Annotated in this window: 23 protein-coding genes; 7 read left to right on the forward strand and 16 right to left on the reverse strand. The window is 72.7% G+C overall.

Annotated features, from left to right (window positions below):
• Window positions 1-8: 8 nt before the first annotated feature.
• Window positions 9-1,430, forward strand: coding sequence for an APC family permease (locus L3i22_RS28785; RefSeq protein WP_221320660.1), 1,422 nt, complete (start codon window positions 9-11; stop codon window positions 1,428-1,430).
• Between the two features lie 233 nt (window positions 1,431-1,663).
• Window positions 1,664-2,815, forward strand: coding sequence for a sensor histidine kinase (locus L3i22_RS28790; protein WP_221320661.1), 1,152 nt, complete (start codon window positions 1,664-1,666; stop codon window positions 2,813-2,815).
• A 51-nt stretch (window positions 2,816-2,866) separates the two neighbouring features.
• On the opposite strand, the gene L3i22_RS28795 is transcribed toward L3i22_RS28790, so the two are convergent.
• On the reverse strand, window positions 2,867-5,071 hold the full coding sequence (locus L3i22_RS28795; RefSeq protein ID WP_221320662.1) for an MMPL family transporter: 2,205 nt from the start codon (window positions 5,069-5,071) through the stop codon (window positions 2,867-2,869).
• A 109-nt stretch (window positions 5,072-5,180) separates the two neighbouring features.
• A complete protein-coding gene (locus tag L3i22_RS28800) occupies window positions 5,181-7,697 on the reverse strand; it encodes an HAD-IC family P-type ATPase (RefSeq protein ID WP_221320663.1) in 2,517 nt (838 codons plus the stop codon).
• Between the two features lie 189 nt (window positions 7,698-7,886).
• On the opposite strand from L3i22_RS28800, the gene L3i22_RS28805 reads away from it, so the two are divergent.
• Genes L3i22_RS28805 through L3i22_RS28820 form a run of 4 tightly spaced genes read left to right on the forward strand, consistent with a single transcriptional unit; the run spans window position 7,887 to window position 11,566 of the window.
• Window positions 7,887-8,813 (forward strand): ABC transporter ATP-binding protein, encoded by a 927-nt coding sequence (locus L3i22_RS28805; RefSeq protein ID WP_221320664.1) that lies wholly within the window; start codon window positions 7,887-7,889, stop codon window positions 8,811-8,813.
• The gene (locus tag L3i22_RS28810) at window positions 8,810-9,613 is read left to right on the forward strand and encodes an ABC transporter permease (protein ID WP_221320665.1); all 804 of its coding nucleotides are present in this window, start codon (window positions 8,810-8,812) and stop codon (window positions 9,611-9,613) included. Before L3i22_RS28805 ends, L3i22_RS28810 begins: the two co-directional genes overlap by 4 nt.
• Before the next feature lie 25 nt (window positions 9,614-9,638).
• Window positions 9,639-10,904, forward strand: a complete 1,266-nt coding sequence (locus L3i22_RS28815) for a sensor histidine kinase (protein WP_221320666.1) — start codon at window positions 9,639-9,641, stop codon at window positions 10,902-10,904.
• A complete protein-coding gene (locus L3i22_RS28820) occupies window positions 10,901-11,566 on the forward strand; it encodes a response regulator transcription factor (RefSeq protein ID WP_221320667.1) in 666 nt (221 codons plus the stop codon). Before L3i22_RS28815 ends, L3i22_RS28820 begins: the two co-directional genes overlap by 4 nt.
• A 9-nt stretch (window positions 11,567-11,575) precedes the next feature.
• On the opposite strand, the gene L3i22_RS28825 is transcribed toward L3i22_RS28820, so the two are convergent.
• Complete coding sequence (locus L3i22_RS28825) at window positions 11,576-12,271, reverse strand: alpha/beta fold hydrolase (RefSeq protein WP_221320668.1); 696 nt, start codon at window positions 12,269-12,271, stop codon at window positions 11,576-11,578.
• A 79-nt stretch (window positions 12,272-12,350) separates the two neighbouring features.
• Between L3i22_RS28825 and L3i22_RS28830 the strand changes: the two genes are divergently transcribed.
• Window positions 12,351-12,902: a TetR/AcrR family transcriptional regulator gene (locus tag L3i22_RS28830; protein WP_221320669.1), complete on the forward strand. Its 552-nt coding sequence runs from the start codon at window positions 12,351-12,353 to the stop codon at window positions 12,900-12,902.
• Here the strand turns inward: L3i22_RS28830 and L3i22_RS28835 are convergent.
• From L3i22_RS28835 to L3i22_RS28895, 13 genes are all read right to left on the reverse strand, one after another.
• A complete protein-coding gene (locus L3i22_RS28835) occupies window positions 12,871-13,140 on the reverse strand; it encodes a hypothetical protein (RefSeq protein WP_221320670.1) in 270 nt (89 codons plus the stop codon). The two genes, L3i22_RS28830 and L3i22_RS28835, sit on opposite strands and share 32 nt — an antisense overlap.
• 138 nt (window positions 13,141-13,278) lie before the next feature.
• Complete coding sequence (locus L3i22_RS28840; protein ID WP_221320671.1) at window positions 13,279-13,578, reverse strand: hypothetical protein; 300 nt, start codon at window positions 13,576-13,578, stop codon at window positions 13,279-13,281.
• A gap of 33 nt (window positions 13,579-13,611) precedes the next feature.
• Entirely contained in the window at window positions 13,612-14,418 is an 807-nt protein-coding gene (locus L3i22_RS28845; protein WP_221320672.1) for an RNA polymerase sigma factor SigF, read from the reverse strand.
• Window positions 14,419-14,468: 50 nt separating this feature from the next.
• On the reverse strand, window positions 14,469-14,837 hold the full coding sequence (locus tag L3i22_RS28850; RefSeq protein ID WP_221320673.1) for a hypothetical protein: 369 nt from the start codon (window positions 14,835-14,837) through the stop codon (window positions 14,469-14,471).
• Between the two features lie 50 nt (window positions 14,838-14,887).
• Window positions 14,888-16,006 carry a M20 family metallopeptidase gene (locus L3i22_RS28855; RefSeq protein ID WP_221320674.1) on the reverse strand — a complete coding sequence of 373 codons (1,119 nt, stop codon included), beginning with the start codon at window positions 16,004-16,006 and terminating at the stop codon, window positions 14,888-14,890.
• Window positions 15,999-16,667 (reverse strand): DUF1028 domain-containing protein, encoded by a 669-nt coding sequence (locus tag L3i22_RS28860; protein WP_221320675.1) that lies wholly within the window; start codon window positions 16,665-16,667, stop codon window positions 15,999-16,001. The genes L3i22_RS28855 and L3i22_RS28860 overlap by 8 nt, the downstream gene beginning before the upstream one ends.
• Window positions 16,664-17,092, reverse strand: coding sequence for a RidA family protein (locus tag L3i22_RS28865; RefSeq protein ID WP_221320676.1), 429 nt, complete (start codon window positions 17,090-17,092; stop codon window positions 16,664-16,666). Before L3i22_RS28865 ends, L3i22_RS28860 begins: the two co-directional genes overlap by 4 nt.
• Complete coding sequence (locus L3i22_RS28870) at window positions 17,089-18,330, reverse strand: NAD(P)/FAD-dependent oxidoreductase (protein ID WP_221320677.1); 1,242 nt, start codon at window positions 18,328-18,330, stop codon at window positions 17,089-17,091. The genes L3i22_RS28865 and L3i22_RS28870 overlap by 4 nt, the downstream gene beginning before the upstream one ends.
• Window positions 18,331-18,402: 72 nt before the next feature.
• Window positions 18,403-19,869, reverse strand: coding sequence for a GMC family oxidoreductase (locus L3i22_RS28875; protein ID WP_255657226.1), 1,467 nt, complete (start codon window positions 19,867-19,869; stop codon window positions 18,403-18,405).
• Window positions 19,866-21,335, reverse strand: coding sequence for an aldehyde dehydrogenase (locus L3i22_RS28880; RefSeq protein WP_221320678.1), 1,470 nt, complete (start codon window positions 21,333-21,335; stop codon window positions 19,866-19,868). The genes L3i22_RS28875 and L3i22_RS28880 overlap by 4 nt, the downstream gene beginning before the upstream one ends.
• Before the next feature lie 2 nt (window positions 21,336-21,337).
• Window positions 21,338-22,729 carry a cytosine permease gene (locus L3i22_RS28885; RefSeq protein ID WP_221320679.1) on the reverse strand — a complete coding sequence of 464 codons (1,392 nt, stop codon included), beginning with the start codon at window positions 22,727-22,729 and terminating at the stop codon, window positions 21,338-21,340.
• 232 nt (window positions 22,730-22,961) lie between these two features.
• Complete coding sequence (locus L3i22_RS28890) at window positions 22,962-23,867, reverse strand: LysR family transcriptional regulator (protein WP_221320680.1); 906 nt, start codon at window positions 23,865-23,867, stop codon at window positions 22,962-22,964.
• Window positions 23,868-23,869: 2 nt separating this feature from the next.
• Window positions 23,870-24,460 (reverse strand): TetR/AcrR family transcriptional regulator, encoded by a 591-nt coding sequence (locus L3i22_RS28895; protein ID WP_221320681.1) that lies wholly within the window; start codon window positions 24,458-24,460, stop codon window positions 23,870-23,872.
• Window positions 24,461-24,493 lie beyond the last annotated feature (33 nt).

Consider the following 24,493-nt stretch of genomic DNA (forward strand, 5'->3'; position numbering starts at 1 on the left):
GAACCACGGTGACCACCCCCATACCGCACACCCTGACCTGGCGCGACGGCTTCGCGCTGACCCTCGTCATCCCGATGGGCATCTTCGCCACCCTCGGGCCCCTGATCGGCAGCGTCGGATCGGGCACGGTCGCCGCGCTCTACGTCGCCTGCGGCGTCCTCGCGATGATCCAGAACTTCTTCCACGCCGAGATGGCGTCGATGTTCCCGGACAAGGCCGGTGGCATCCCGCTCTACGCCCACGAGGCGTGGAAGAAGTACCTGCCGGCGATCGGCGCCGTGGTCACCTTCGGCTACTGGGCCGGCTGGGCGTTCAGCAACGCGGTGTACGCCCTGCTCATGGGTCAGCTGATCCAGGGCGAGTTCTTCCCGGACGCGACCTGGAGCTTCTCCACCGGCACGTCGCAGCTCGGGCTGCCCGGCCTGATCGGCATCGCCACGCTGATCGTGGTGTGGCTGCTGAACGCGTACGGCGTCCGGCAGACCGCCCTGATGAACAAGATCCTCGGCTCGCTCGCGGTCCTGCTCATCGTGATCCTGGTGGTGCTCCCGGTGCTCCAGGGCAACTTCCACAGCTCCGGCATCACCTGGGGCCTGACCTCGGACGGGCCGTGGCACGGCTGGCGGCTGGTCTTCGCGTTCCTGTTCGTCTTCGCCTGGACGACGTACGGGACGGAGGCCGCCGCGGTCTTCACCCCGGAGTACCGCAACCCGCGCAAGGACACCCCGAAGGCACTGCTCTCGTCCGGCGCGTTCACCGTCGTCATGGCCGTCGCCCTCACCCTGGGCCTGGGCGGCACCCTGGGCGACAAGCTGATCGCCGAGGACCCGGGCTCGATGTACGTCCAGGCGTTCGCCAAGGTGATCGGCCCGGCCTCGGCCGTGATCACGATCCTGCTGGCCGCCGCCCTGTTCGTGATCATGAACTCGTGCACCGCGGTGGCCGGGCGCGCGCTCTACGCCCTGGCCAAGGACGACATGACGGTCAAGCAGTTCAACCACCTCAACGAGCGTGGCCTGCCGGCCCGGGCGATGTTCGCCGACCTGGTCCTGAACGTCATCATGATCGTCTTCGTGGGCAACACGCTCGGCATCATCTTCGCCTCCAACATCGGCTACCTGGTCGCCACGGTGATGGTGCTGATCGGCTTCGTCCTGCTCCGCAAGGACCGCCCCGACTGGCCCCGGCCGATCCGGGTGCCCGGCGTCCTGGTCCCGCTCGCCGCCCTACTCGCCCTGGTCAACGCGGTCTTCCTGGGGGTCGCCTTCCTGTTCCCGGGCGACGCCGGGTACGGCGGGGTGGCCGAGCAGATCATCGGCGTCGGGGTGCTGCTGGCCTCGCTCGCGCTCTACGCCTACCGCCGCTACGTCCAGGACCGCCACGCGGCGCCGGCCACCCCGCTCCCCGACCGGATCGAGACCGGCCAGTGAGGTCGTGTACCGCGGATGCGGTACCGGAGATGACCGCGGTGGGTTGATGCGCCGGCGCGGAACCGGCGCGATGCTGGCAACCGCTGTCCCTCTCCCCCCTGGAGCCCGGGTGGACGCCCCGCCACGTCCACCCGGGCTCGCCCCGTTCCGCCGGAATGCCGATCTCCGTGATCGTGGGCCGTCCGGCCTGGTGATATTGGCCTACCAAGTCGATCCGGCGGGTGCGAGGACGAGTGACTGAGAACGGCCGCTACGCGTGGCGGATCTGGCTGCCGCCGCTGCTGGTCGTCATGATCATGGTCTGCAGCGTCGCCTATCAGGACGGCCGGGCGAGCCGGGCGCCGACCGGCGCCCAGCTGATCCTGATCTTCCACAGCGCGGCCGCGCTGCTGGTGCGGCAGCGCTATCCGCTGGCGGTGGCCGTCGTGACGGTCGCCGCCGGCGTCGTCCTCCCGGTGACCGCCCACCACCTGGTGCTGGTCGACGTCGCCGCCATCGTCGCGCTCTACACCCTCGCCACCCTGCGGGGCCGGCGGATCTCCTGGATCACCGGCGCGGCCGCCGCCGTGGCGCTGACCGCCGCGGCCATCCCCTGGCAGGCCGATGGCCTGTTCGACATCGGCAACCTGATCCCGGCCAACTACGTCGGGCTGGCGGTCGCGGTCGGCTACGCGATCCGCAACCAGCGGGCCCTGCTCGCCGAGATCCACGAACGCGCCGCGCTCGCCGAGCGCACCCGCGAGCAGGAGGCCCACCAGCGGGTCCGGGAGGAGCGCATCCGGATCGCCCGCGACCTGCACGACGTCCTGGCCCACCACATCACGCTGGTCAACGCGCAGGCCGGCGTCGCGCACCACCTGATGGCCGAGCACCCGGACAAGGCCCGCGAGGCGCTGGCCGGAATCCGGGACACCAGCCGGGCCGTCCTCGACGAGCTGCGCGCGACGGTCGGCCTGCTGCGCCAGGACGACGACGCCGCGCCGAGCCGGCAGCCGGTGCCCGGGATCACCGACCTCGACGCGCTGTTCGACGGGTTCCGCTCCGCGGGCTTCGCGATCGAGGTCACCCGCTCCGGCGAGCCCGCGCCCCTGCACGGCGTGGCCGACCTGGCCGCCTACCGGATCGTCCAGGAGGCCCTGACCAACGCCGGCAAGCACGGCACCGAGCGGCACGCCGGCGTGGACCTGCACTACACCCCGGCCGGCCTGCACCTCACCGTCACCAACCCGGCCCACCCGGCCCGCCGCGGCGACGGCACCAGCCACGGCCTGATCGGCATGCGCGAACGGGCCCAGGCCGCCGGCGGCACCCTGACCACCGCGATGGACACCGCCGGCACCTACACCGTGCACGCCCGCCTCCCCCTGCACCCGGCACAGACGTAGGGCCCGTGCCGCTGCGGCGGCACGGGCCCTACGGGTCGGGGCGTCAGCGGATCACTGGTGGTGGCCGGCGCCGGCGAGCACCGCCGGCTCGTGGTCGGCCGGTGCTTCCGCGGGGCCCTCGACGGACACCTTCGGGGTGATCTTCTCGGCCCAGCGCGGGTAGAACCAGTTGGCCCGCCCGATCAGCGTCATCAGCGCCGGGATGAGCGTCATCCGGACCACGAACGCGTCGATCAGCACGGCCACCGCGAGACCGATCCCGATCATCGAGACGATGCGCTCGCCACTGAAGCCGAACGAGGCGAAGACGAACAGCATGATGGTGGCCGCCGCCGCGATGACCTGGGCGGTCTCGGTCAGGCCGACCCGGATCGAGCGGAGGTTGTCCCGGGTGTGCGTCCACTCCTCGTGCATCCGGCTGACCAGGAACACCTGGTAGTCCATCGACAGGCCGAACATGATGCCCATCACCAGGACCGGGACCAGGTAGGTGATCGGCGCGCCGGTGCCGACGCCGAGCAGCCCGGTGCCCCAGCCGAACTGGAAGATCGCGGTGACCGCGCCGAGCCCGACCAGGATGGTGGCGATGTTGCTGATCGCGCCGATCAGCGGGACCAGCAGGCTGCGGAAGGCAACGGCGAGGAGCAGGAAGCCGAGCAGCGCGATCAGCCCGAGGTAGAGGGGCAGCTTGCTCAGCAGCGCCTCGGCCAGGTCGATCGTGCTCGCGGTGCTGCCACCGACGTACACCCGCAGGTTGTTGCCGTTCTCGGCGGTCGTGATGACCTGGTCACGCAGGTTGGTGACCAGGTCGGTGGTCTCCTGGGTCTGGGCGCTGGTGACCGGGGTGACGGTGGCCACCGCGATGGTCTGGCCGTCCTTGATCGGCGCGGCCGAGACCGAGGCGACGTCGGCGACCGACGGCAGCTGCTTGACCAGGGCGGTGAACGCGGCGGCCGACGCGGCGTCGGGCACCTCGGCGACCAGCAGCAGGGAGGCGTCGAAGCCGGCGCCGAACCCGGCGGCCATCAGCTCGTAGTAGTTGCGGGAGTCCGAGCCGACCGGGTCGCTGCTGGCGTCGGCGTCGCCGATCCGGATGCTCAGCACCGGCGAGGCCAGGATCACCACGGCCAGCACGGCGCCGGCGACCGCCCGCAGCGGGTTGCGCTGCACCAGGCCGGCCCAGCGGGCGCCCCGGGTCGGCTTCGCCGCGACCGGGACGGCCGGGATCCCCTCGGCCAGAGCCTTGCGCTGGCGGCGGGAGAGCACCTTGCGGCCGAGGATGCCGAGCAGGGCCGGCAGCAGGGTGATCGCGGCGGCGACGGTGAACAGCACGGTGACGGCGGCGGCCTGGGCCATGCCGGTGAGCACGCCGAGCTTGACGACGTACATGCCGAGCAGGGCGACGATCACGGTGAGGCCGGCGAAGACGACGGCCCGGCCGGACGTGTTGACCGCCTTGACGATCGCCTCGGGGACGCTGTCGCCGGCCATCATCGCCTTGCGGTAGCGGTTGACGATGAACAGCGCGTAGTCGATGCCGACGCCGAGACCGATCAGCGCGCCCATCGTGATGCTGGTCGAGGCCAGGTCGATCACGTGCGCGGCCAGGACGACGACCAGCAGCGAGGTGGCGACGCCGACGATGCCGGTGATGATCGGCAGGGCCGCGGCCCACGCGGAACGGAACACCAGGAACAGGATGACCAGGGCGGCGAGCAGGCCGACGACCTCCGGGCCGTGCGAGCCGCCGGGGATCGTCTCGAAGGCCTGATCGCCGAGGGCGACCTGGACGTCCGGGCTGCGCAGCGCGGTGGCCGCGGTCTCGATAGCGGCGGTGTCGGTGTCCTTGGCGACGGTGATCGTCGCGTACGCGGTGCTGGTCCTGGTGTTGATCTGGCTCTTGCCGGCCGCGTCGTAGGGGCTGACCACGCCCTGCACGCCGGGCAGCGCGCTGATCTGCTTGAGCATGGCGGTGAACTGCTGCTTGACGGCCGCCGAGTCGACCGCGGCGCCGGTGTGCCAGACGATCGTGCCCGACTCGGTCGCGGCGCCGGATCCCTGGGAGCCGGCCTGCTGGGCGCCCATCTGGGCCATCAGGCTGTAGGCGGTCGCCGACTCGCTGTCCGGCATGCCGGGGTCCTCGGAGAACGCCGTCCCCGACCCGATCGTCAGCGCGACCAGAGCGACCAGAGCGGCGACCCAGCCGCCGAGAACGGCGAACCGCCACCGGAAGCAGCCACGGGCAAGTGATGTCACGACGGTTACCTTTCGAGGGAGAATTCCGACCTCGTCCAGAGTCGCCGTGACGTGGCGTTTCGTCGTCAACCCAGCGCCGTGGCCGGTGTACCGCAGGTGCGGTACGCCGTCATTCGTCCAGCGGCCGGCTGAGACCCAGGACCCGGTCGAGCCATCGATGGCGGAACGCGGCGCTGAGCGTGGCGAACCAGGGCAGCAGCGCGAGGTGGACGACCAGGTAGACCACCCGGACGTGGGTGATCAGGCCGAAGTACGAGGACAGGGCCGGCACCAGGACGACCGCGCTGAAGACCAGCAGCAGGCCGACGACCAGCAACGCGGGCCGCCGGTCACCGGTCGGCCGGGTCCAGGCGGCGAAGATCCGGGCCGGCGGGGCGAGGAACAGCAGCAGGACGAACGAGGCCAGGCAGAAGAACGTCGACAGGCCGGTCTGGGCGGTGATGGTGGCCGACGCGGTCGCGAAGTCCGTGCCGCTGCCGTAGGCGAGGCCGGTGTAGCGCTCGAACTCGGCCACCACCTTGGCCGGGGCGAGCCCGGAGCTCAGGCCGCGCAAGGTGAGCTGGTAGAGGGCGGCGTAGATCGCGGCGCTGAACGAGGCGGTGATCACCGCCGCGGGGATCACGAACCGGGCCATGTTGCTGAGCAGGCGCGGGTCCGGTGGCGCCGGCTTCGCCCAGACGGTCAAGGAGAACGTCGGGATGCCCACGGTCAGCAGGGTCAGCCCGACCTGGGCCGGCGAGTACGGGAAGCCCAGCCCGAGCATGGTCACGGTGAGGATCACCAGGCCCTGGGTGGCGACCCGGGCCAGGAAGACGTACAGCGAGATGCTGATCCCGGCGATGATCCGGCGGCCCTCCCGCCGGGCCGGCAGCAGCGCGGCCAGGGAGTCACCGGTCAGCACGATGTCGGCCACGTCCCGGGTGACCGCGCTGCCGCTGCGCATGGCGACGCCGACCTGGGCCTGCTTGAGGGCGCGGGCGTCGTTGACCCCGTCACCGATCATCGCGACGTACCGGCCCTGCCGGCGCAGCGACCGGACGATCCGCTCCTTGTGCTCGGGCGCGACCCGGCCGAAGACCGTCGTGCCGGCCACGACGCGGTCCAGGGCGCCGTCGTCGAGCCCGTCCAGCGCGGCGCCGGGCACCGGCTCGCCGGGCTCGATGCCGGCCGACGCGGCGACCGCGGCGACGGTCCGGGGATCGTCGCCGGAGAGCACCTTGAGCGCCACGCCGCCCTCCTGGAAGCCCCGGACCGTGTCCGGCACCTCGGGACGCAGCTCGTCGGCGAGCACGATCAGCCCGACCGGTCGCAGCCCCGGCAGGCACGGCCGGCCGTCGCCGTCGCGGAGCTCCGCGCCCGGCTCCTCGGCCCGGGCCAGCAGCAGGACCCGCAGGCCCCGCTCGGTGCGGCTGCTGATCCCGCCGTCGTCCAGCGCACGGCCGAGGTGCCCGGCCAGGGCGTCCGGGGCGCCGAGGATCCAGGTGCCTTCGTCGGCGGTGACGCCGGACCAGCGCAGCGCGGAGCTGAACGGCACCTCGTCGTGGATCGTCCACCCGGTCGCGGGCAGCGCGGCCATCAGCGACCGGGCGGTCTGGTTCGGGGCGGCGGCGTTGTGGACCAGACCGCCGAGGGCCCGGGTCACCTCGGCGTGCTCGTGCCCGCCGAGCGGCACGAGCTCGTCCAGCGCGAGGCGGCCGGTGGTCAGCGTGCCGGTCTTGTCGGTGCAGACCACGTCCACGTTGCTGACCGACTCGACCGCGTTGACCTGCTGGACCAGCGCCCCGGCGCGCGCGATCCGGGCCGCGCCGGCGGTGTAGGCCACCGCGATCAGCAGGAACAGCCCATAAGGGATCAGACCCGACAGTACGGCCGTGATCTGCACGACGCGCAGCAGCGAGAACCCCTCCAGCGCGGCCTGCGCGAGGATGGCGCCGGCCATCAGCACGGTCAGGGCCATGACCAGCCGTACCACGAAGTCGATCCGCCGCTGCAGCGGCGTCTTGTCGGTGGTCGACCGGCGGGCCTCGGCGGTGAGCCGCCCGGCGTAGCTGTGCGCACCGACGTCGCGCGCCCGCTGCCGGCCCTCGCCGGCCACGCACAGGCTGCCCGAGCGCAGGTCGTCGCCGGGCTGCTTGGCCACCGGGTCGGACTCGCCGGTCAGCAGCGACTCGTCGGCCTCGACCCGGTCACCGTCGAGCAGCGGGCCGTCGACCACGATCTGGTCGCCGGCGCGGATCCGCAGCAGGTCGCCGCGCACCACCCGATCCGCGGCGACCGCCACCTCGGCGCCGTCGCGGATCACCACGACGTGGCCGGCGTCCAGCAGCTGCAGGCGATCGAGCTTTCGTTTGGCCCGGACCTCCTGCGCGGTGCTGAGCAGCGCGTTGATCAGGCCCAGCCCGACGCTGATCAGGGCGTCGCTGTAGCGGCCCAGGCTGAGCAGCGCCACGCCGATCACGAACAGGATGACGTTGAAGAACGAGAACAGGTTGGTCCGCAGGATCGCGCGATAGGTGCGCGAGCCGCCGCCGGGCACGGTGTTGCCCGCACCGTTCCGCCGCCGGGACTCCGCCTCGGCCGCGGAAAGCCCGGCCGGCGGGGCCGGGAGCGCCACTGACTGCGTCATGCAGCCGGTTCTACCAGCGACGTCGCCCGGTTGCGGCAATTCGGCGGCCGGGATACCGCAGCCGCGGTACCCCGGCCGGGACGCGTGGTACCGCGGTACCACCGCGCCCGGGAAGATCGCACCGCGGTACGACGGATCGGCGCCCGCCCGGCCCTAGCGTTTGCCCCGAACAGACGCGAGAGGACAGCGATGATCGAGGCACGGCAGCTCACCAAACGGTACGGCGACAAGACCGCCGTCGACGGGATCGACTTCACCGTCCGGCCCGGGGCGGTCACCGGGTTCCTGGGGCCGAACGGGGCCGGCAAGTCCACCACCATGCGCATGATCATCGGGCTGGACGCGCCGACGTCCGGGACGGTGACCGTGAACGGGCGCCGCTACGCCGAGCACACCGCCCCGCTGCACGAGGTCGGCGCGCTGCTGGAGGCCCGGTCGATCCATCCCGGACGGTCGGCGTTCGACCATCTGATGGCGCTCGCGTACACCAACGGCATCTCGCGGGCCCGGGTCCACGAGGTGATCGAGCAGGCCGGGCTGCAGACGGTGGCCCGCAAGCGGGCCGGCGCGTTCTCGCTCGGCATGGGCCAGCGGCTGGGCATCGCCGCGGCGCTGCTCGGCGACCCGCAGACGATCATGCTGGACGAGCCGGTCAACGGGCTCGACCCGGAGGGTGTGCTGTGGATCCGGAACCTTCTCACCGGGCTGGCCGCGGAAGGCCGTACCGTATTCGTCTCCTCGCATCTGATGAGTGAGATGGCGCTGGTGGCCGACCACCTGGTGGTCGTCGGCCGGGGCCGGGTGCTGGCCGACACCACGGTGCAGGAGCTGGTCCTGCAGGCCGGCGGGGACGCCGTCGTGGTCGCCACCGCCGACCCCACGGAGCTGCGCCGGGTGCTGGCCGGTCCCGGTGTCGAGATCACCGGGCGGCCGGGCTCGGAGCAGCTGACCGTGACCGGGCTGCCGGCCCGCACGATCGGGCTCAAGGCGGCCGAGCACGGTCTCGCCCTGTTCGAGCTGACCGCCAAGACCGTCTCTCTGGAGGAGGCCTTCATGGACCTGACCCGCGAATCCGTGGAGTACCACGCGACCGGCATCCCGGTGAGCGCGGCATGACCGTCGACACCCGCCTCAAGGTCACCGGGCCCCGGGTCCTGCGCTCCGAGTGGGCCAAGCTGCGGTCGTTGCGCTCGACCTGGATCACGCTCGGGCTCGCGCTGTTGTTCCTGCTCGGCCTCGGCGTCATCGCCACCCTGCGCTACAAGTCGGGGATCGGCGACGACCGGCCGGCCGATCGGGACTTCGCCGACGCCACCACGTACAGCCTCTCGCTGTTCGGGGTGTCGTTCGCGCTGATCGCGATCGGCGTGCTGGGCGTGATGACCTCGTCCGGCGAGTACACCTCCGGCATGATCCGCTCGACGCTGGCCGCGGTGCCCCGCCGACTGCCGATGCTGTGGTCGAAGGCGGCCGTCTACGGCGCGCTCGCGTTCCTGGTCGGCGTGGCCGGCGCCGTGCTCGTGTTCCTGATCGGCAGCGGCATCCTCTCCGGCACCACCATCGCGATGAGCGTCTCGGACGACGGGGTGCTGCGCGGGGTGCTCGGCGTCGGGCTCTACCTGGGGCTGGTCGGCGTGATCGGGGTGGCCCTGGGCGTCCTGCTGCGCTCGACCGCGGGCGGCATCTCGCTGCTGATCGGCACGTTGCTGCTGGTCCCCGGCCTGAGCCAGCTGCTGCCGGCGTCCTGGCGGTCGAACCTCACGCCGTACCTGCCGTCCGACGCGGGCGAGTCGATCTACGCCCTGCACCACGTCGACGGCACGCTGTCGGCCGGCGCCGGGCTGCTCGTCCTGCTCGGCTGGACGGTGCTCGCGCTCGGCGGCGCGGCGTACCGGCTGACGCGCTCGGACGCCTGAGCGCCGGTTGGTGGAGGATGGTGCCGTGAGCAGCGAGGACAGCGCGGCCGGGGCCCTCATCGGGCACCCGGTGGCCGCCCGGCTGTTCCAGGCCGGGCGGCGTCTGCGGGAGCTCGACGCCCGCCGCCCCTGGCTGCTGGACACCGCCGTGGTGCTGCTGGTCTTCCTGGTCACGTGCACGACCGACCTGCTCCCCCGGCACGGCCACGACGACTCGCCGCTGATCATCACGGATCGCCCGGTGGCACAGACCCTGGCCCTGCAGGCGGCCCTGGTGCTGCCGCTGTGGTGGCGGCGCCGGGCCCCGCTGGCCGCGTTCAGCGCCGTGCTGGCCGCGCTGCTGGTGGAGTGGGCCGCCGGGATCATCCTGCGCGCGGACGCCGCCGTCCTGGTCGCGATCTACAGCCTGGTGCTGCACGGCCGTCTGCGCCGGCTGCCCTGGGCGGTGCCCGGGCTGGCCGTCGCGGTCACCGTGGTGCTGGTCCGGCTGTCCGGCGTCGTCCGGGTCTGGGACGTGCTGTTCTTCGTCGCCAACGTCGGCACCGCGGCGGTGGCGCTGGGCTTCGCCGTCCGGATCCGCCGCGCCCAGCTCGCGGTGCTGCGCGAACGCGCCGTCCGGCTGGAGGTCGAGCGCGATCAGCGCAGCCGGCTGGCCGCGGCCACCGAGCGCACCCGGGTGGCCCGGGAGATGCACGACATCCTCGGCCACAGCCTGTCGGTGATCATCACGCTCGCCGACGGCGGCAAGTACGCCGCGGACCTCGACCCCGAGCGCGGCAAGGAGGCGCTGCGGTTGATCGGCGACACCGGGCGTACCTCCCTGGCCGAGCTGCGCCGGATGCTCGGCCCGCTGCGCGAGCAGAACGGTGAACCGGCCCTGAGCCCGCAGCCGGGCGTCGCCGACCTGGACCCGCTGTGCCGGCAGATCCGGTCCGCCGGGCCGCAGGTCGAGTACCAGAGCGCCGGCGTGCTGGACACCCTCGACCGGGGTGTGCAGCTGGCGGCCTACCGGATCGTGCAGGAGGCGCTGACCAACGCGCTCAAACACGCCGGGCCGCGCACCCGGATCCGGCTGAGCCTGCGCCGGCAGGACAACGAGTTGCGGATCTCGGTCCGCGACACCGGGCCGGGCGACGGTGACCGGCCCGAACCCGCCGCCGGCGAGGGCCACGGCGTGCTCGGCATGCGCGAGCGCGCCGCCATCTACGGCGGGACGGTCACCGCCGGGCCGGCCCCGGACGGCGGCTGGGTCGTGGACGCCGGACTAGATCTGGAGAACGCGCCGGCATGATCACCGTGCTCATCGTGGACGACCAGCCGCTGCAGCGCCTCGGCTTCCGGATGCTGCTGGAGAGCCACCCCGACACCCAGGTGGTCGGCGAGGCCCGCAACGGTGTCGAGGCGGTGCGGCAGGCCAAGGAGCTGCGCCCGGACGTCGTGCTGATGGACGTCCGGATGCCCGGGCTGGACGGCATCGAGGCCACCCGGCGGATCATCGCGGACGGCGGCCGGTCGCACGTCCTCATGCTCACCACGTTCGACCTGGACGAGTACGTGCACGCCGCGCTCCGGGCCGGGGCCAGCGGCTTCCTGCTCAAGGACGCCTACCCGGAGGAGCTGCTGTCCGGCATCCGCGCGGTCGCCGGCGGCGACGCGGTGATCGCGCCCGCGCTCACCCGGCGCCTGCTCGACGCGTTCGCGGACCATCTGGACGGGGGCCGGCCGTCGAACGACCCGTGGCTGGCGACGCTGACCGACCGGGAACGCGAGATCCTGGTCGCGATCGGCCGCGGCTGGACCAACGGCGAGATCGCCGCGCGCCTGGTCCTGTCCGAGTCGACGGTGAAGACCCACGTCGGCCGGGTCCTCGCCAAGATCGGCGCCCGCGATCGGATCCAGGCCGTCATCTTCGCCTACGACCTCGGCCTGACCAGCCCGAACAGCCCGGGCTGAGGGCAAAATTCAAAGACTCAGAATCAGCTTGCGTACGTCGTCAGGCCGCGACAGAAACGGATGATGACCGGCGTCGATCTCGACAGTCCGGCCGGCCCGCCTGGCGAACTCCCGCTGCATCCGGGCCGGCGTGCCCCGGTCGTCGGCGCACACCAGGTAGGTCGACGGGATGTCGTGCCAGGCGGCCGCCCCGACCGGCTGCCCGGTCACCCGGACGCTCTGCCGCGCGAGGTGTTCCGGCGCCTGGGCCCACACGTCCGCGTCGCAGTCCTGCAGGAACGTGTCGACGAGCAGGCCGGGGTCGACCCCGAAGGTGCCAGCGACCGGGTCGATGTCCAGGAACGGGGCGGGCCCGCCGTCGCCGAAATCGGACAGGCTCTGCCCGATCTCCGGCAGGTAGCTGGAGATCAGGAGCAGGTGCCGCACCGAGCCGATCCCGGCGGCCGCCTCCGCGGTCACGATGCCGCCGTAACTGTGCGCCACGACGATCGTCGGCTCGTCGCCGTCCAGCAGCACCCGCCGTACGGCCGCGATGTCCTCAGCCAGGCCGGGGCCGTCGGTCCCGGCCGCAACCCCGGCCTCGCCGCAGCTGGGGAGCGCCGGCGTCACGCTCGCCACGCCGTGCTCCGCCAGCAGCGCCGCCGTCCGGTGCCACCACCACGATCCATCCCGCACGCAGGCGCCGTGCACGAACACCACTCTCATCACTACCTCCACGTCCGCCCTGGTCAGGCCGTCCCGATCAACGGTAGACGTAGCGATCGTTACGCGAAAAGATGGGGCGATGGGACGGCGGACGCAGCCCGAGATCAGGGAACGGTTGCTCGACGCGTGCACCGATCACGCGCTCGCGCACGGCCTGCCCGACCGGCTCGGGCCACTGGCGCGCGGCACCGGCACGTCGGCGCGGATGCTGATCTACCACTTCGGCACCCGGGACGCGCTGCTGCGGGCCGTGCTCGGGCGCGCCCGGCAGCGCCAGCTCGACACGTTCGGTGACCTGCTGCGGGCCCGGCCCGGCGAGGACTACCCGGCCACGCTGCGGCAGGCCTGGGCCGCGATGACCGGGCCGGCCGGGCGGCCGTTCCTGCGCATGTTCGGTCAGCTGCAGCGAAGCTCGGACCTGTGGCCGGACTTCCGGCGGATCGCGACGACGGACTGGCTGGAACCGCTCGCCGCCGGCTTGCGCACCATCGGCCGGGAGGAACTCGCCACCCTGCTGCTGGCCGTGATCCGCGGCCTGCTGATGGACCTCGACGCCACCGCCGACACCACCCGCGCCGACCAGGCCTTCCACCAGTTCCTCACGATGCTGGACCCGGCGCCGGCGCCGTGACGCCCTCCGGATCGCGGGCGGCCAGCACGACCGCGACCGCGACGCCACGGCGGACGGCCAGCCGGCGCCGCCGCCGCACCTGCGCGCCGGTGCGCGGCCGGAATTTCGGCTCGCGACCACAGCCGCACGCCTCGAAACCCTCGTAGCGCAGCCCCGCGGCGAGCACCGCGGCCACGGCTGCCCAGCCGGCGGCGTCCCGGCGCCGCGGGGCGGCGAAGTCCCGGCCCGCGAGCACCATGGGTGCACGGCACCGCGGACACGGATGGTCCACTCCGTCCTGCGGCTGCTTGCCGCTACTGCGACACGGCACGCACACGTAGTGAACCCGGTAAGGGCTTCCCCAGCACATCCGGATGGCCCGCCCGACCCGCGCGCGTCAGCCGGTGACCATGCGGATCAGGGCGTTGCCGCCCAGCATGATCAGGTCCGCGCCGGCGACGAAGGCCATGCTGCGCCGCATCCAGTGCGCGCTCTCCTCCGGGTCGGCCCCGGTGATGCCGCGCGCCGCGTAGACCAGCGCGGCCAGCACCAGCGGGATCCCCGGCAGGAGCAGGAACGCGTTCGACCGCGGCGCGTTGCCGCCGGTCACCAGCAGGGTCAGCATCACCGCCGGGAGGACTCCGAACAGGAGCACGGCGACCCCGCCGTACCAGCGCAGTGTCCGCACGTCCGTCATGCGGCAGAGCTTAGCCGCGCGGTCGCCGGACGGTCAGGCGGGGACGCCGCCGAGGCCGGTCCGCAGCTTCGCGAGCGCCTTGGTGAGCAGCCGCGACACGTGCATCTGGGAGATCCCGATCTGCTCGGCGATCTGCGACTGGGTCAGGTTCCCGTAGAAGCGCAGGCTGATGATCTTCTGCTCGCGCTCGTCCAGGGCCGCCATCGCCGGGCCGAGCGCGACCCGCAGCTCGGCCTCCTCGAAGCCGGCGTCCAGGCAGCCGAGCGTCTCGCCGAGCTCCGAGCCGTTCTCGCTGACCGGCGTCGACAGGCTGGCCGAGTTGTAGGCGCGGGCGCCCTCCAGGCCCTCGATCACCTCGTCCTCGGTGACGCCCAGGTGCTCGGCGATGTCCGCGACGGTCGGCGAGCGGCCCAGCGTGTGGCTGAGCGTGTTGTTCGCGCCGGTGATCGCCAGGCGCAGCTCCTGCAGCCGGCGCGGGACCCGCACCGACCAGGTCTTGTCCCGGAAGTGCCGCTTCAGCTCGCCGACGATGGTCGGGATCGCGAAGCCGGCGAAGTCGACGCCGCGGTCCGGCTCGAACCGGTCGGCGGCCTTGATCAGCCCGAGCACCGCGACCTGGTAGAGGTCGTCGCGCGGCTCGCCCCGGTTGGCGTACCGGCTGGACAGGTGCCGGGCCAGTGGCAGCCACGCCTCGATCGCGCGGTCCCGCAGGCCGGGCCGGGACGGGTGCCCGGCGGGCAGCGCCGCCATCGCGGTGATCAGGTCGCTGGCCAGGTCCGTGCTCGCGGACGCGTCGACGTGCACATCGGCGTGGACTGCGGGTTCGGTGATCACGGTCATCCGGCTGCGCTCCTCGGTGTCGGCTGTTCGGCGGGGCGACCCGCGGGCACCTATTCCCCCGGGCGCATGCTGCCGGAAACCATCCTTTTGGTTAACGGTTCATGTCCGTGTGTCTGTTGCCAATCGATCGTCCATCCACTAGTGGCGGCGCATGTGGACACGAGCAGCAACAGCCCCGCCACCAGGTTCGGGCCGGACACCGAACCCCCGTGGTGATGACCGGCGAGCGTCATCAACGATCCGTGCGCGGCCAGCATCGCCGCGGTCATCGCCGCCGTCATCAGCCAGGTCACGCGGTCCGGGCCCCGCCACAGCCGCGCCACGCACGGCAGGCACAACACCGACATGCCCAGCGCCAGCCCGGCCAGGCCGAGGTTGCCGGTCCGGATCCCGGCGTACGCCGTCGACAGGTGGGCCACCGCGCACACCACGCCGAGCCCGGCCGCGAACCGGGCCCACCCCCGCCCGGTCACCCGGCCGTGTCCAGCGCCGTCCAGGCCAGCGCCACCGCCGCGTCGAGCAGCGCCTTCTCGGCCGGCCCGCCGACGCAGTGCGCGGCGAACTCCCGCTGGTGGTTCAGCGCGGGCAGCGACCCGATCCCGACGTACGGATGAATCGCCGGCACCACCAGCGACACGTTCCCCATGTCGGTCGACGCCCGGTTCATCCGCGCCGCGTCGCTCCCGTCCGCGAACCGCCGCCCGAGCGCGACCGCGTTCGCCCGGTAGAACCCGAGGGCCCGCGCGTCGGCCCGGAACTCCGAGTACGGCTCGCTCTCCGGCTCGACGGTGAGCGTGCAGCCGGTCGCCAGCGCCCCGGCCTCGAAGCAGCGCCGCACCCGGGGCTCCACGGTGGCCAGTTCGGCCAGCGTGGCGGCGCGGACGTACCAGCGCCCCTCGGTCTGCTCGGGGATCGCGTTCGGCGCCTCCCCACCCCGGGTCAGCACGCCGTGCACCCGCACCGAGGCCGGCAGCTGCTGCCGGAGCAGCCCGATCGCCACCTGGGCCACGGTGAACGCGTCGGCCGCGTTCACCCCGTGCTCCGGGTAGGCGGCGGCGTGCGCGGCCTTCCCCCGGTAGGTGACGTGCGAGTGGGTGACCGCGAACGGCTCCGCCTCGGCCACGTCGACCGGCGCCGGGTGAGCCATCATGGCCAGGTCCAGGCCGGCGAACGCACCCCGTTTGAGCAGCTCGATCTTGCCGCCACCGCCCTCCTCGGCCGGGGTGCCGTAGACCTCGACGGTCAGGCCGAGCTCGTCGGCCAGCGGCGCGAGCGCGAGGGCCGCGCCGACCGACGACGCGGCGATCAAATTGTGCCCGCAGGCGTGCCCGAGCCCGGGCAGCGCGTCGTACTCGGCGCAGATCCCGACCCGGAACGGGCCGGAGCCGTAGGTGGCCAGCAGCGCGGTCGGGAAGCCGAGGTAGTTCGCGGTGACCGTGAAGCCGGCCTCGGCGAGCAGCGCACCGACCCAGTCCGCGGCCCGGTGCTCCTCCCACGCCGTCTCCGGGTGCGCGTGCAGCCGTTCGGAGAGCGAGATCAGCGAGTGCGCGGCCCCGGCGACGGTCGCGGCCGCGGCGGCCTTACTCATCCCCGGGTACGCCGTACGCCGGCGCCCCGGACGGCCGCAGCGCCCGGGTCACGTAGTCGTCGCGCTGCGGCAGCCAGCGCCCGACCAGGTCACGCATCGCCGCGATCGGCGTGTCGTGCCAGTCGACGCGCAGGTCGGTCTCCGGCCACGGCACCCGCCGGACGACGATCAGGCCGGCCGAGTGGACCGGGCCGGCCTCTCCCCCGGCGGCGAGTCCCGCTTCCAGGGCGGCGAGCAGCCGGAGTTCCAGGTCCCCGTCGGCCGCCTCGAACGCGGCGGTCATGGCGGCCGGGACACCCGGGTCGGCGAGCAGGTTGCCGGCGGCGACCGCGGACGGGCCCGAGATCGCGCCGGTCACGCCGAGGGCGTCCGGGCCGGTGTAGTGCGCGCTGTCGCCGTACGCCGAAATCGTGGTGAGTTGCCGGAAGCGGATGTCGCGGCCGGAAGCGGTGACCGACGCCAGGGCCGCGGCGGGTTTCTCGCCGGCGGCGAGGAGATCCAGCAGCGCAGGGCCGAGGCGCGGGTCGGTGATGTTCTGCGAGCAGACCGCGCCGACGCCGGGCCGCACGTGCGCGCAGCGGGCGGCGACGGCCGGGCTCGATGACGCGATCGCGATCCCGAGCGCCCCGGAGTCGTCGGCGGCGGCGATGCTGAACGTCACGGCAGCACCGCGATCGCGTCGATCTCGACCAGCCACTCCGGACGGGCCAGACCGGAAACGATCAGGCCGGTGGAGATCGGGTGCACGCCCCGGGTCCACCGCCCGACGGTCCGGTAGACGGGCTCCCGGTAGCGCGGGTCGACCAGGTAGATGGTCAGCTTGACCAGGTGCTCCATCGCCGCCCCGGCCTCGCCGAGCAGCATCGCGATGTTGGCCATCGCCCGCTCGGCCTGCGCCTCCACGTCACCGATCCCGACCGACCCACTGGTCTCCAGGTCCTGCCCGATCTGCCCGCGGACGTAGATCGTGTTCCCGGCGACCACCGCCTGGCAGAGGTCGTTGTCGAGGCGCTGATCGGGGTAGGTGTCGCGGGTGTTGAACGGGCGGATCCGGGTGTGCCCGCCGGCGACGATCGGGGGGTTCATGCGGCCTCTCCGACGGCTAGATATCCACGCTGTGTCTGAATGTGACCAGCGACGTGCTTGGCGTCGTGCCAGACGCCCCAGATGAAGCTCGACCCGCGCCGGGACAGCCACGGCAGGCCGAGGAAGTAGATGCCGGGCTCGGCCGCGACGCCGCGCCGGTGCCGGGGCCGGCCCTTCTCGTCGAACGTGTCGACCTGCAGCCAGCCGTAGTCGGCGGCGAACCCGGTCGCCCAGACGATCGAGGTGACGCCGGCGTCCGCGAGGTGCAGCGCCCCGGCCGCGGCTTCCGGCGCCGGGCCGAGCAGCCGAGCCTGCGGCTCGTCCGGAAGATCAATCCCATTGCGTACGACGTACGCGTCGGCCTCGTCCAGCAGCCCCAGATAGCTGGCGTCCCCGGCCGCGATGTTCGCCCCGAGATCGTCGGCGAAGGTGAGCGTCCCGTCCTGAAAGGAGCTGGTCATCCCGACCAGCCGGACCCCACCGGCGGCCAGATCCCGGAAGTCCACGGTGTGCCCGCCGCGCGCCCCGCTGACCGCGATCGTCACGTGCTCGGCCCCCTGCGGCGGCGTCTCCATGTCCCACTTGCCGAGCACCCCGAGCCACCAGCAGAAGTCCCGCCCGCGGTAGTCGCGCGGCGGCCGCTCGTGCGGGCCGACCGACAGGAACACCTCGCGCCCGGAGCGCCGCAGCTCGTCCGCGATCTGCACCCCGGACGAGCCGGCGCCGACCACCAGGACCGCGCCGGCGGGCAGCTGCCCCGGGTTGCGGTACGCACTGGAGTGGAGCTGGTCCACGACCGCGCCGGCCGGGACGATCGGCGGGATGACCGGCCGCTGGAACGGCCCGGTCGCGGCGACCACGAAGCGCGCGTCGACGATCCCGTCCGAGGTCGCCACCCGGAAGCCGGGCCGGCCGGCGTGCCGCCGTACCGAGAGCACCTCGACGCCGGTGCGGATCGGCGCGCCGATCTTCTCGGCGTACGCGGTGAAGTAGTCGGCGACCTGCTCCTTGCCGGCGAACCCGGCCGGGTCCACGTCGGTGAACTCCAGCCCGGGGAACCGGTCGTGCCAGGCCGGCCCGTTCGCCACCAGCGAGTCCCACCGCTCGGAGCGCCAGCGCTCGGCGATCCGGTGCCGCTCCAGCACGAGATGCGGCACCCCGGCGTCGCCCAGGTGCTCGCTCATCGCCACGCCGGCCTGTCCGGCGCCGACGACGAGGACTTCCACCTCTTGTCTCAAGGCCCCTCCTCGGGTTGCTGAGTCGAGCATCAGCGCACCCCTTCCATTAAGCAAACAGATGTTTTCGGGGAACTACATCTGTCCGGCAGATGCAATGAGGTCGGCCGCCCGCTCGGCGACGACCATGACGGTGACCACCGGGTTCACCGAGGGGATGACCGGCAGCACCGAGGCGTCCACCACCCGCAGCCCGGCCACGCCACGCACGCGCAGCTCCGGGTCGAGCACGTCGCCGAGCGCGCACGTGCCGGAGACGTGGTAGACGGTCTGGTGGGTGGCGCGCAGCGCCGCGGCGAGGTCCCGGTCGCCCGGGAACACCTCGCGGACCAGCCAGGACTTGAACGGCTCCTGCTCGGCGATCCGCCGGGCGGCGCGGATGCCCTCGATCAGGATCCGCTCGTCGTGCCCGTCCGGGTCGGTGAAGTACCGGTAGTCGATCGACGGCGGCACGTCCGGGTCGGCCGAGGTGATCCAGACGCGACCGCGGCTGCGCGGCCGGGCCACGTTCGGCGCGATCTGCACGAGGTGTTCGGGCAGTTCGACGCCGTAGTTCGCGGCGTGCACGGCCCACGGCTCGACCGGGAAGTGCATGAGCACATCCGGCCGGGCCGGATCGCCGTCGACGCTCAGCATCGCCCCGGCGTCCCACCCGCTCGCGCAGGCCGTCGGCGGCGGCTTGGCCGCCTCCCACAGGATCAGCCCCTCGGCGTGATCCATCAGGTTCTCGCCGACCCCGGGAAGATCAATTTCCAGAGGTACGCCGGCGGCCGCCAGCACCGCGCGCGGCCCGATCCCGGAGAGCTGCAGCAGCCTCGGCGAGTCGATCGCGCCGCCGCACAGAATGATCTCCCGCGCCGCCCGGAACGTCCCGCTGTCCGTCACGACGGCCACCGCGCGTCCGCCCTCGATCAGGATCCGGGTGGCCCGCACCCCGGTCCGCACGGTCAGGTTCGGCCGGTCCAGCACGTCGTGCAGGTAGTGGATCGAGGTCGACCCGCGGATGTTCGTCGCCGGCTCGTAGCCGACCTCGAAGAACCCGGTGCCCTCGGCCCGCTCGTCGAGCCGCCCGTCGTTCCAGCGCTCCTGAACCGGCACGCCGAGCGCCGTCGACGCCGCCTCGACGACGTCGGCCACGAACGGGTTGCGGTCCTCGGGCGCGACCGGCTGGATCGGCACCCGCAGCCGGTCGAAGTACGGCAGCACCTCGTCCGGCCCCCAGCCCTCGACCCCCCAGTCGCGCAGGTCGGCGGCGAGCGGACGCCAGGCGATCATGGTGTTCGCGGTCGAGCAGCCGCCCAGGATCCGCAGCCGCGCCTGCCGGATCGCGCTGTTGCCGCGCTCCTGCGGGACGCTGCGGTAGTCCAGGTCGTACTCGCCCTCGATCATCTCGGCCCACCGCCGCAGCGCGCGGGCCCGCGGCTCGCCGACGTCGGACGGCCCCCATTCGAGCAGCTCGACGGTGACGTCCGGATTCTCCGAGAGCCGGGCGGCGAGCAGGCAGCCGGCCGTCCCGCCGCCCACGATCAGGTAGTCGCTCACCGGTAGTTCACCCAGGTCGTCTTGAGCGCGGTGAACTTGTCCAGGGCGTGCGCGGACAGGTCCCGGCCGAAGCCGGACTGCCCGAACCCGCCGAACGGCACGGTCACGTCGAGCGCGTCGACGGTGTTGACCGAGACCGTCCCGGCCCGCAGCCGGCCGGCCACCCGGTGCGCGCGGCGCAGGCTGTCCGACCAGACCGAGGCGGCCAGCCCGTAGATCGAGTCGTTGGCCAGCGCGACCGCCTCGTCCTCGGTGTCGAACGCCTGGACCGCGAGGACCGGCCCGAAGATCTCCTCCCGGGACAGCCGGCTGTCCGGCCCGACCTCGAAGATCGCCGGCCGGACGAACGCGGGCCGCCCCTCTACCGGGCCGCCCGCCAGGATCGCCCGGCCCTCCACGTGCCCCAGCTCGATGTAGGACAGCACCCGCGCCGCCTGCGCCGCACTGACCAGCGGCCCCATCGTGGTCCGCGGGTCGAGCGGGTCGCCGAGCCGGATCCGCCCGGCCTTCTCCGCGACCAGGGCCAGCAGATCCGGCAGGACCGCGCGCTCGACCAGCAGCCGGGAGTTCGCCGAGCAGACCTGGCCGGCGTTGGTGAAGATGCCGAAGCAGACGCCGTCCGCGACCGCGTCCAGGTCGGCCGCGTCGGCGAAGACCACGTTGGCGCTCTTGCCGCCGCACTCCAGCCAGACCTGCTTCATGTTCGACTGGCCGGCGTACTGCAGGAACAGCTTGCCGACCGGCGTCGACCCGGTGAACGTCACCGCGTCCACGTCCGGGTGCCGGCCGAGGGCGCGCCCGGCGATCGGGCCCTCCCCCGGCACCACGTTCAGCACGCCGTCCGGCAGGCCGGCCTCGACCGCCAGCTCGGCCAGCCGCAGCACCGACAGCGGGGACTCCTCGGCCGGCTTGAGCACCACGGAGTTGCCCGCGGCCAGCGCCGGGGCGATCTTCCAGATCGCCATCTCCAGGGGGTAGTTCCACGGGACGACCGCCGCCACGACGCCCAGCGGCTCCCGGCTGACCAGGGCGAGGTCGCCCCGGGCGGTGGGGGCGATCTCGCCGTACGTCTTGTCGATCGTCTCCGCGTACCACTGCAGGATCGCCGCCGAGCCGGGCACGTCGATCGTGGACGTGTCGCCGATCAGCTTGCCCGCGTCCAGGCTGTCCAGCACGGCCAGCTCGGCCGCGTTGGCGCGGATCAGCTCGGCCAGCCGGAGCAGCACGGACTTGCGCCGGCCCGGTGCCGTACCGGCCCATCTGTGGTCCTCGAACGCACGCCGCGCCGAAGCCACCGCCCGGTCCACGTCCTCGTCGCCGCAGGCGGCGATCTCGGCCAGCACCGCGCCGGTCGCCGGATCGACCGTCGGGAGGCGCCGGCCGTCGGCCGCCGGCACCGGCTTGCCGTCGATGAACGCGTCCGAGCGGAACTCGACCGTGCCGGCGATCGCGTGCCAGTCCGTCATGATCAGGCCTCCTGGACGGCCGGCGCGGGTGCCGCGCTGCGCTTCATCAGCACGTAGTAGAGCGGGCAGATCACCGCGAGTCCGACGATCCACGAGATGTCCACGCCGCCGAGGCCCTTCGCGATCGGCCCGGTGAACAGCGTCGTGCTCAGGAACGGGACCTGGATCAGGATGCCCAGCACGTAACAGACGATCGCGTTGACGTTGAACCGGCCGTAGACGCCGCCGTCCCGCTCGAACAGCGAGGCGATGTCGTACTCCCCGTGCTTGAGGTAGTAGTAGTCGACCAGGTTGACCGCGGTCCACGGCACCAGCACGCAGAGCAGCAACAGCATGAAGTTGGTGAAGTTGACCAGGAAGTTGTCCTTGCCGGCCAGGGCCATCACCATCGCCACGGCGAAAAGGACAAAAGAGATTACGGTACGACCGGTGGCCCCGGCCTTCCAGCGCGGGAACAGCGTCTGCCCGACCGTGATCGTCGACAACGCCCCGCAGTAGAGGTTCATCCCGTTGCTGACCGCGATGCACAACCCGAAGATCGCGACGACCAGCGCGCCGACCCCGGAGGTCAGGTGCGACAGCCCGGTCACCGAGTCGTCCGCCGGGAACGCCGCGCCGACCAGCACGCCGAGCACCATGGTCAGCAGCGAGCCGGCCACCGCCCCGCCGTAGGTGGCCCAGAACGCCGGCCGGACCCCGGTGTCCCGGGGCATGTAGCGGCTGTAGTCGGAGACGTAGGGCGCGTACGCGATCTGCCAGAGCGCGGCCAGCGACAGCACCCCGAAGAAGCCCAGCCAGGTGAACTCGCCACCGGACGCGGCCCCGGCCGGCAGGCCGTTCACCCCGAGCGCCCAGACGAACGCGACGACCAGCGCGGCCCCGGCCACCACGCTCATCAGCCCGCCGAGCAGGTGCAGGAACCGGTAGCCGAGCAGCGGCCCGAGCAGGCTGATCGCGCCGACCAGCACGATCGACGGGGTGTCCGGCAGGCCTGTCACGTTCGCCAGTGCCTGCCCGCCGAGCACCATGTTCGAGGCGAAGAACCCGACGTACATCAGGATCACGATGCCGACCACGAGCAGGCTGCCGTACGAGCCGAACTGCGCCCGGGTCTGCAGCATCTGCGGGACGCCCATCTGCGGCCCCTGCGCCGCGTGCAGCGCCATGACCACCCCGCCGACCAGGTTCCCGATCGCCAGCGCGACGATCGCCGGCCAGACCGGCAGGCCGTAGACCGCGGTCGCCACGGCCCCGGTCGCCACGGTCAGCAGCATGATGTTCGCGCCGAACCAGATGGTGAACAGACTCCGCGCGGTGCCGTGCCGCTCGGTGACCGGAATATGCTGAATAGTGTGTGACTCGACCTGAAGCGTCGAGGAGTGCTGTCCGTCCATGGCGTCTCCTGGAGGGCCGTGGGCTGATGTGTGGACTGCACTATCAGCCGCCCCGACCCCATCGGACAAACATCAGTAACCGGCACTCTGCATCTGTTCAGTTGATGCAATCACGAGACCTCACCGCCGGTAACCGCAATGACATCCCGGCCACCCCCGAGTTACCGGACAGTGTCCGTGCATCAGCCACACCGATGCCCTGAACCGCAAAAACCGATGCAGCCCGCGGCCACTACCGGTAGGCGTCGCGGGCCATGGTGAGGAAGGCTCGGGCTCGGTGGGTCAGGCGGACGCCGCGCATCCAGGCCACCACGATCTCCAGGGGCTCGACCTCGTCCCGCAGGCGGAGCGGGACGACCGGGCTGCCGTCGTAGGTCGAGTCGCTGGCCGGGCGCTGGTTGAGCAGGGCGTAGCCGCGCCCGTGCGCGACCAGCGCCCGGACCGTCTCGAACCCGGTCGTGCGGTGCCGGATCGTCGGCGCGATGCCGGTGCGGGCGATCAGGCCCTCGAAGTACGTCCCGCTGTGCGGCAGGTCGAGCAGGATCATCGGCTCGACCGCGAGCTCGGCCAGGGACACCTCGCCCCGGGCGGCCAGCCGGTGCCCGGCGGCGACGATCGCGTACGGCGGCGACGCGTCGATCACCTGGCGTTCGATGTCGTCGGCCAGGTCGTACCCGTAGGAGACCGCGACCTCGCACTCCCCGGCCCGCAGCGCGCGCTGCAACGTCGCGTGCTCGGCCTCCAGCACGTCGACCCGCACCTGCGGGTACTCCGTCTCGTAGCGGCTGAGCAGCCCGGGCAGCCGGAACGGCGCGAGCGTGGAGAAGCAGCCGACGGTCAGGTCGCCGATCAGGCCCTGGCCGGCGATCCGGGCCGACTCGGCCAGCTCGTGCGAGTGCGCCAGGAAGCTGCGCAGTTCGCGGTGGAACGCCTGGCCGGCGGCGGTCAGGGTGAGCCCGCGGGCGTGGTGGCGCAGCAGCAGCTGCACCTTCAGCTCCTTCTCCAGCTGGGCGACCGCGGTGGAGACCGCGGACTGGGAGACCCGCAGCTCCTTGGCGGCGGCGGTCATGCTGCCCAGCTCGGCCGCGGCGGCGAAGTAGCGCAGCTGCAGGAACGTGAACGCGGGGTCGGCGGCCATGGTCAGCCCTTCAGCTCGACGCCGGTGGCCAGCGTCAGGTAGGCGAGCAGCCCGGCGCGGGCCCGCTCGGGCGGGACGTGCGGGTTGCGGCCGGCGATGTGCAGCCCGAACCCGTCCTCCAGCGCGACCGCGTTCGCGGCGATCTGGTCGGCGGTGGCCGGGTCGAGCGGGATGGCGCGCAGCACCTGGCGGTAGAGCGACACCTCCCGGTCGAACAGGGCGGTCATCAGCACCGCGTGGGTGCGGTTGCGGGCGGCGTGCACGTGCAGCTCGTAGAGGACCAGGCAGGTCGGGTCGTCGGCGCCGCTCGCCACGCCGGCCCGGACCAGCGCGGTGAGCTGGGCGGCCGGGCTGCTCGCCGCCTCGATGGCGCGCAGCCGCTGCCAGTAGAACCGGTCGACGGCGTCCTGGTGCACGTCGGCGAGCAGGTCGTCGAAGTCGCGGTAGTAGTAGCTCACCGAGCCCGGTGACAGGCCGGCCTCCTGTGCGACGTCCTTGATCCGCAGACCGGCGAGCCCGCGGGCGACGATGGCCCGCTGGGCGGCGGCGACGATCTCCCCGCGCCGCGCGGTCTGCTCCTTGGGCCTGGCCAAGAATCGCTCCTCACCTGCGGCTATGCGCTGAGT

Origin of the sequence: Actinoplanes sp. L3-i22, assembly GCF_019704555.1 — a bacterium.
Classification (GTDB): Bacteria; Actinomycetota; Actinomycetes; order Mycobacteriales; family Micromonosporaceae; genus Actinoplanes.